The sequence below is a fragment of the Streptomyces sp. genome, assembly GCF_036524955.1.
In the GTDB taxonomy this organism is placed as follows: Bacteria; Actinomycetota; Actinomycetes; order Streptomycetales; family Streptomycetaceae; genus Actinacidiphila.
This window is the reverse complement of sequence record NZ_DATDBG010000215.1, coordinates 1-5,599: the sequence shown is the minus strand read 5'-3', so window position 1 is coordinate 5,599 and position 5,599 is coordinate 1. Positions and strand designations below refer to the sequence as shown.

The 5,599-nt window shown below is 73.6% G+C and carries 6 protein-coding genes; 4 read left to right on the top strand and 2 right to left on the bottom strand.

Going from position 1 to position 5,599, the window contains the following annotated elements; genetic code table 11:
• Nucleotides 1–50 precede the first annotated feature (50 nt).
• Nucleotides 51–257 (top strand): MbtH family protein, encoded by a 207-nt coding sequence (locus VIW71_RS17375; RefSeq protein ID WP_331623237.1) that lies wholly within the window; start codon nt 51–53, stop codon nt 255–257.
• 751 nt (nt 258–1,008) lie between these two features.
• Here the strand turns inward: VIW71_RS17375 and VIW71_RS17370 are convergent.
• Nucleotides 1,009–1,851, bottom strand: a complete 843-nt coding sequence (locus VIW71_RS17370) for a spermidine synthase (RefSeq protein ID WP_331623236.1) — start codon at nt 1,849–1,851, stop codon at nt 1,009–1,011.
• 306 nt (nt 1,852–2,157) lie between these two features.
• Here VIW71_RS17370 and VIW71_RS17365 point away from each other — a divergent pair, with 306 nt between their 5' ends.
• Both VIW71_RS17365 and VIW71_RS17360 read left to right on the top strand, forming a co-directional pair.
• Nucleotides 2,158–3,378 carry an MFS transporter gene (locus VIW71_RS17365; protein WP_331623234.1) on the top strand — a complete coding sequence of 407 codons (1,221 nt, stop codon included), beginning with the start codon at nt 2,158–2,160 and terminating at the stop codon, nt 3,376–3,378.
• A 271-nt stretch (nt 3,379–3,649) separates the two neighbouring features.
• Nucleotides 3,650–4,339 carry a TVP38/TMEM64 family protein gene (locus VIW71_RS17360; RefSeq protein WP_331623233.1) on the top strand — a complete coding sequence of 230 codons (690 nt, stop codon included), beginning with the start codon at nt 3,650–3,652 and terminating at the stop codon, nt 4,337–4,339.
• Here the strand turns inward: VIW71_RS17360 and VIW71_RS17355 are convergent.
• A complete protein-coding gene (locus VIW71_RS17355; RefSeq protein WP_331623231.1) occupies nt 4,293–4,910 on the bottom strand; it encodes a flavin reductase family protein in 618 nt (205 codons plus the stop codon). The two genes, VIW71_RS17360 and VIW71_RS17355, sit on opposite strands and share 47 nt — an antisense overlap.
• A gap of 476 nt (nt 4,911–5,386) precedes the next feature.
• Here VIW71_RS17355 and VIW71_RS17350 point away from each other — a divergent pair, with 476 nt between their 5' ends.
• The gene (locus VIW71_RS17350) at nt 5,387–5,548 is read left to right on the top strand and encodes a class III lanthipeptide (RefSeq protein ID WP_331623230.1); all 162 of its coding nucleotides are present in this window, start codon (nt 5,387–5,389) and stop codon (nt 5,546–5,548) included.
• Nucleotides 5,549–5,599 lie beyond the last annotated feature (51 nt).

The following is a 5,599-nucleotide window of genomic DNA, read 5'->3' as shown; positions in this document are numbered from 1 at the left end:
CCCGGCCGGTCCGACACCGGATACACCACCACATGATGGGAGATCACCCGATGGACGAGAACGCCACTTACCAGGTGCTGCGCAACGACGAGGACCAGTACTCGTTGTGGCTCGCCGACCTCGACGTGCCGGCGGGCTGGCACCAGGTCGGCAAGCAGGGCACCAAGGAGGAGTGCTCGGCGTACGTCGACGAGGTCTGGACGGACATGCGGCCCCGCAGCCTGCGCGAGCGCATGGACCAGGCGTCCGCGTCGTGACCGCGCCCCAGCCCTTCCGGCCCCGGGACGGAGCGGGATCGACGCAAGTCGCCGCGCCACTCCGACGGTCCGGGTGACCGACGACGTCACGGCGCCGCCGAGCACGTACCCGTGCACCCGTGCACGCCCGCACGGTCGGCGGCGGCGCCGTGACGCGCCGGGCCGTCGCGGCCCGCCGAGCGGCGCCCTCGGCGCGGGCCGTCGCCGAGCAATGCCCTCGGCTGCGCCCCCCGGCCGGGCCAACGTCCTCACTCGCCATGGAGGACATGTACCGATGCCGACGTCCGTGGGACGAACCAGATGCTGCGGGTACCGTGCCGTCCTGCACCGCCGTGCCTTCTGGGCCGGAGCTCAGAACGCGGTGTAGCGTGTCCGGCACCCCCCGCGGGGGTGCCGCGCGCTCGGTGCGAGGGGCGCCCTGCGGGAAATCGGCTGGCGCCGGTCGGCGCGGTCCTGGACAGTCCCGGGGTGACCCGGAACGGCACGCCCGCCGCGCCCGCCTTCCTCTCCCCCGCTTCCGGGGGCATGGTTCTGCCGGCGGTGCAGACCGCGCACGCGGGCAAGGCGTTCTCCGTCGTCCGCAATGGGCGCTGTGGGGGTCGTCGGCGCTGGTCGTCGTGCCGGCCGGGGCGGTGCTGCCGCTGCCGGACGTACGGCGGCCGGAGCGGGCCGGGCACACCGCCGTCACGGACCGGGCCGCGGGTCGGGCGAATCCGGGCGGGGTTCCGCCGGCCGCGGTCGGCGCGGCGGGTCAGCCCACCGTGAAGGCGCCGTCCGGCGGCTCGGGCGAGGGCGTCGCCGAGGCGTCGTAGACCGGTTCGCCGGTGAGGCGGCCGAGCGCGTCGCCCGCCTCCAGCCGCGCGGGGAACGCGTCGCCCGCGCACAGCCGGGCGATCGCCTCCACCGACAGCGGGCGCCCGGCGGCGACCAGGACCGCGTTGCCGAAGCGGCGACCGCGCAGCACCCCGGGCTCGGCGAGCAGGCACATGTCGGCGTCCGGCCCGAACACCTCCCGCACGGTCCCGGTCTGGGACCGCAGGAACCCGAAGGGCGCGCCGTCCGCGACATTGGCGACGTACACACCGTGCGGGCGCAGCACCCGCCGTACCTCCGTGACGAACTCCACAGACGTCAGGTGCGCGGGCACCCGCGAGCCGCCGAAGACATCCGCGACGACGGCGTCGGCGCTGTGCTCCGCCGCCCCCGCCAGCCATTCGCGGGCGTCCCCCGAGTGTACGGTGACGCGTTCGTCGTCGAGCGGCAGGTGTTCGGCGACCAGCGCGACCAAGGCCCGGTCGGCCTCGACGACGTGCTGCCGGGACCCCGGCCGGGTCCGCCCCAGCCGGCGGGGCAGCGCCATGCCCCCGCCGCCGAGGTGCACGGCGTCCAGCGGCCCGTCGAACGCCGACTCCAGCACGTACGCGATCCGCCGTGTGTACTCGAACTCCAGGTGCCCCGGGTCGTCCAGGTCCACATACGATTGCGGCGCCCCGTCCACGGTGAGCAGCCAGGCCCGTGCCCGGTCGACGTCGGGCAGCAGTCTGGCGGTGCCGAAGTCGACGGCGCGGGTGACGGGGACGGGCTCGTGCGTCATCGGGGGATTGTCGCAGGGCGCGGGCGGCGCGGGCGGCTCCTGGCTGGGCGGCCGATCGTCAACACGACTTCACCCTGTGGTGACGTACGGGAATCAACGGCGTGCGAGAATTTGTTCAGCGGTCGAACATACCCGGTTCCGGGGCACCCCTGTCGCCGCGGCGCAGTGCCGCGCCGTGGCGCCGTTTCACCCCTCTGCACCACCGCGCAGCACCGCGCGCGACCGCCGTACGACCCGCCCCGCACCACCTCGCACGACCCGCATCCCTGACCCCCGTACCTCCCCCGTACCAAGAAGGAACCCTCCATGCCCCTGGCCATACTCGCCCTGGCGATCGGCGCCTTCGGCATCGGCACCACGGAGTTCGTGATGATGGGCCTGCTGCCCAACGTCGCGGACGATCTCGGCACCTCCGTGCCGACCGCGGGCTACCTCGTCTCCGCCTACGCCCTCGGCGTCGTGCTCGGCGCGCCACTGCTCACCACGCTCGGCGCCCGCGTGCCGCGCAAGCGCATGCTTCTGCTGCTGATGGGCCTGTTCACCATCGGCAACCTCGCCTCCGCGATCGCGCCCGGCTACGGCACGCTGCTCGCCGGGCGGTTCCTGGCCGGGCTGCCGCACGGGGCGTTCTTCGGGGTCGGCGCGGTGGTCGCCGCACGGCTGGTCGCGGAGGAGCGCAAGGCGCGGGCGGTGGCGGCGATGTTCCTCGGGCTGACCATCGCCAACATCATCGGGGTCCCCGCCGCCACCGCGCTCGGCCAGCACCTCGGCTGGCGCGCCACCTTCCTCGTCGTCTCCGTCATCGGGCTGCTGGCCCTGGCCTCGCTCTCGCTGCTCGTCCCCCGGCTGCCGGACGCGGAGCACACCGGCGTCGCCCAGGAGGTACGTGCCCTGCGCGAGCCCCAGGTGCTGCTCGGCCTGCTCACCGCCGTGTTCGGGTTCGCCGGCGTGTTCGCCGTCTACAGCTACCTCGCCTCGATGCTGACCGAGGTCACCGGCTACGCGGAATCCTCGGTCACCGTGCTGCTCGCCCTGTTCGGCATCGGCATGACGCTCGGCGCGCTGATCGCCGGGCCGCTCACCGACCGGGCCCTGCGTCCCACCCTCTACGGTTCGCTGGCCGCGCTCGCCCTGGTCCTGGTCGCCTTCCACTACGCCGTCCTGTCCAAGGCGACCGCCCCGATCGGCGTCGTCGTACTGGGTGCGATCGGCTTCCTCACCACCACGCCCCTCCAGTTGCTCGTCATGAACAAGGCCCGCCACGCCCCCACCCTCGCCTCGGCCTCCAACCACTCCGCCTTCAACCTCGCCAACGCGGGCGGCGCCTGGCTGGGCGGCGTCGCGATCGCCGCGGGCTGGGGCTGGACCTCCCCCGCCCTGGTCGGCGCCGCCCTCACCGCGGTCGGCCTCGCCATCGCCCTCACCGCCGGCGCCCTCGACCGCCGCACCCCCCTCGCCCCCACGGCTTCGCTGGTGATCGCGGAAGGCGTTCCCCGCAGCAGGGAAGAGGTGGCCGAAGGGGCGTAGCTCAGGCGGCCGGCTCCGGGCGCCCCCGGCGGGAACTGTCACCCGTTGCGGCGGGCAGCTGCGGGGGGACGCCTTCGCGGGACGGGGTCGTTCGCCGGGCGCAGCCCGCGTACGGACATCCCTCACCGGTTAGGCTCCACATGTGCCCGCACCCTCGTTGCCGTCCGGCTCCGCCCCCGGTTCGGTGTCCGGCGCCTCAGCGGGGCGCCCCACCGCCCTTCCCGATGCCCGCCTCAGACGTGTACCGCTGTCGCCCTGGGGGCGATTCGCAATGCTCGTCGTCCTGCTGGCGGGGGCAGTGGCGGCGGTGCTCGCCTGGGAGCCGCAGCATCTGCTGACCGGGGGCCGGCCGCCGCTGAGTTCCGGGGTCACGGCCGTGGTGGTCTTCGCGGTCGCGTACGGGCTCGCGACCGTCGCCTTCGTGCCGCGCCCGCTGCTCAACGCCGCCGCCGGGGCGCTGTACGGCATTCACGCGGGGCTTCCGGCGGCGATCGCGGGGACCGTACTCGGCGCGGGGCTGGCCTTCCTGCTGGGACGCTTCCTCGGGCGTGACGCCGTACGGCCCCTGCTCCGCGGGCGGCTGGTCCTCTCGCTCGACCGGCAGCTCAGTCGGCACGGTTTCCGCAGCACCCTCGCGATGCGGCTCTTCCCCGGTGTGCCGTTCGCCGCCGCGAACTACGCCGCCGCGATCTCCCGTATCCGGCTGCTGCCCTTCCTCGCCGCGACGGCCGCCGGAAGCGCGGCGAACACCGCCGCGTACGTCGTCGCCGGCAGTCGCGCCGCCTCCCCCACCTCGCCGGTCTTCCTGCTCGCTCTCGGCTTCCTCGGCGTCACGGCGATCGCGGCGGGAGCGGTGGCCCGCCGCCACCGCACGCGTACGGGCACCGCCGGCCTGACCGGCGCCGAGCCGGCGGTCAGCGCCCCGCCGAACCCGGCCACTCCGCCAGCGGAATCCGCTTGATCTCCAGGATCTCGCCCACCGTGGCCCACTCGTCCCTGCCCATCCGCGTCAGCGGCCGCAGCCTGCGCACATCCGGATGCCCATCCACCAGCACGGCTTCCGACACCGCCGCATGGACCACCCGCCCGAACACCACGGTCGAGTCCCCCAGCCGCACCGTGCTGTGCAGCTCGCACTCCAGCGCCACCGGCGACGACGCCACCCGCGGCGGCTTCACCCGCAGACTCGGCTCCCGCACGATCCCCACCTCGTCGAACTCGCTCACCCCACGGGGGAACTCCGTCGCCGTCGCATTGATCTGTTCGAACAGACCCTCCGGCGCCAGGTTCACCACGAACTCCCCGGTCTCCTCCACATTCCGCACCGAATCCTTCCGCCCCACCGACGTGAACTGCACGACCGGCGGACTCACGCAGGACACGGTGAAGAAGCTGTGCGGGGCGAGGTTGTCACAGGAGCCGTATCGGTCGGTCGTCGAGACCCAGGCGATCGGCCGAGGTACCACCACCGCGGTGAGGAGCCTGTAGAAAGCGTTCCGGTCCAACGTGTCGGGATCGAAGTCGATGCGCATAGGCCTCAGTATCCATGCGAGACCGCGGGTGTCGACGCCGCCTGTGACAGCGCTGATCGATCGGTCGTGCTGGTCACTGCCCGCGCTGCCACCTCCTCGCCGTCCAGGCTCTCCCGGATCTTCCGGGTGAGCCCCGGAGCCGTCTCCATCCCCCGCGGTGCGGCAGTGGGTCCGTCCGCCGGGCCGCCCGCCCACGGTGCCGCACGGCGCCCGCTTCCGACGGCGGCAGGGGGCTGATGTGGGGTTGCGGGACGGTATACGCGCAGGTCGGAGCGTTGCAGCGGGGGACGACGGCGGGCCTGGGGGCGGAGCGACGGGCGGGTGGGGCCGCTGACCTGCGGGTCTGGCGGACTGCTGGCGTCCGTATACCGCTTTTATGCCCTGGGTTCGTACTTTTCTCGGGCATGCCGGGCCGGCGGCTTTCCGTACGGCGGGTCGTCTGCCCGGCGCCACCCTTCCCATCTGCTGGAGGACGCATGTCCGAGGACAAGCTCGAAAAGGGCGAGGAAGCCGCAGAGGTACTGGCACACACCGCCGACGCGGTGCTGGGCCTGCAGAAACTGACCCCCGACACCAACGGGTTCACCGCCGCGGTGGTGCAGAGCTGCAGCTCCTGCGGCGCCGGCAGCTGCTTCTGACCGGCATCAGGGCGTGACAGGCGTTCCGGGCCGGCGGTTCGACCGCCGGCC

What these genes read in the sequence shown, in the direction of transcription:
- VIW71_RS17375 (WP_331623237.1), top strand. Translation starts at nt 51, where the DNA reads ATGGACGAGAACGCCACTTACCAGGTGCTGCGCAACGACGAGGACCAG.
- VIW71_RS17370 (WP_331623236.1), bottom strand. Translation starts at nt 1,851, where the DNA reads ATGACGCACGAGCCCGTCCCCGTCACCCGCGCCGTCGACTTCGGCACC.
- VIW71_RS17365 (WP_331623234.1), top strand. Translation starts at nt 2,158, where the DNA reads ATGCCCCTGGCCATACTCGCCCTGGCGATCGGCGCCTTCGGCATCGGC.
- VIW71_RS17360 (WP_331623233.1), top strand. Translation starts at nt 3,650, where the DNA reads ATGCTCGTCGTCCTGCTGGCGGGGGCAGTGGCGGCGGTGCTCGCCTGG.
- VIW71_RS17355 (WP_331623231.1), bottom strand. Translation starts at nt 4,910, where the DNA reads ATGCGCATCGACTTCGATCCCGACACGTTGGACCGGAACGCTTTCTAC.
- VIW71_RS17350 (WP_331623230.1), top strand. Translation starts at nt 5,387, where the DNA reads ATGTCCGAGGACAAGCTCGAAAAGGGCGAGGAAGCCGCAGAGGTACTG.